This window comes from Micromonospora sp. ATCC 39149 (assembly GCF_000158815.1).
Lineage (GTDB): Bacteria > Actinomycetota > Actinomycetes > Mycobacteriales > Micromonosporaceae > Micromonospora.
On the sequence record NZ_GG657738.1, the window covers coordinates 6,340,711 to 6,341,773 of the forward strand.

Genomic DNA, 1,063 nt, shown 5'->3' on the forward strand with positions numbered 1-1,063 from the left:
CCGCAGCGCTCGACCCAGCGGCCGGGGCGCGCCCCAGTGGCGGGCCAGGGCCACCTCTGCCAGGGCCAGCTCCGCCGCCCGCTCCGACCGGCCGATCTGGTGCAGTGCCCGGGCCGCCTCCGTCCGCCACGGGACGAGGGCCGGGTTGTCGCCTCTGAACGCGGCGAACAGCCGGCCGGCGTCCAGCGCGGCCTCGGCCGCGCGCTCCGCGTGTCCGGCGCGGCGCAGCAGCCGGGCGCGGGTGTCGGCGTAGAAGTACATCGGCCCGACCGATGGCGGCTCCTCCGGCAGGCCGGCCCATGCCATCGCCGCCGCCGCGCCGGTGAGGTCGCCGCGTTCGGCCAGGACGTCGGCGAGGATCGGGGCGACGAACGGCCGGCCCAGGCGCACCCCGGACCGCTCGACCGCCTCGACCGCGGCCCGTCCCTCCCGCTCGGCCTCGGCGAGGTTTCCCCGCCACAACTGATCGAGCGCGGCGAACGCGTGCACCGGCCCGTACGCCCGGACGCTGCCCTGGCGGTACGCCTCCTGCCGCCCATGGGCCAGGCTTTCCCGGGCCGCGTCGTCCTCCGCGCTCAGCAGGGCCACCCAGCCGCATGCCAGGAGGCTGTCCGCGTTGCCGTGCCGGATCAGCAGGCCGTCCGACAGGCCGCGTCGGGCGCTCGCCGCCGCGCTCCGCCGAGCCTCGAATGCGGCCCGGAACCCCAGCGCGCAGTCCAGGGCGCGGGCGCCCGGGCCGGCCGGCGCGCCGTCGTCGGGCACCGGGCCGACCTCGGCCAGCAGGTCCAGCCGGCCCGGTTCCAGGATGGTGACGTTCACCAGGAAGGCGTCCAGAGCCAGCCGTAGGTCGTCCAGTTCGGCCGCGGCAGGGCCAGCCACGCCGGTCAGCTCCGCTCGTGCCGCCCGCCACGCGTCCACCGCGCCGTCGGTGTCCCCGGACAGCAAGAGAGCGCCGCCCAACCGCAGCCCGGCGACGGCCCGGTCCGGCGGCTCTACGGTCGACTCCAGTACCTGTGCGGCGCAGCGGGCGGCCACGGCGACGTCGGGTATGCAGCGCGACGTC

1 pseudogene is annotated in these 1,063 nt (G+C 77.8%); it reads right to left on the reverse strand.

The annotated features are described in order from the left end of the window. Positions 1-1,035 (reverse strand): annotated as a pseudogene (locus MCAG_RS27390) (hypothetical protein); the annotation flags it as partial. Positions 1,036-1,063: the final 28 nt, after the last annotated feature.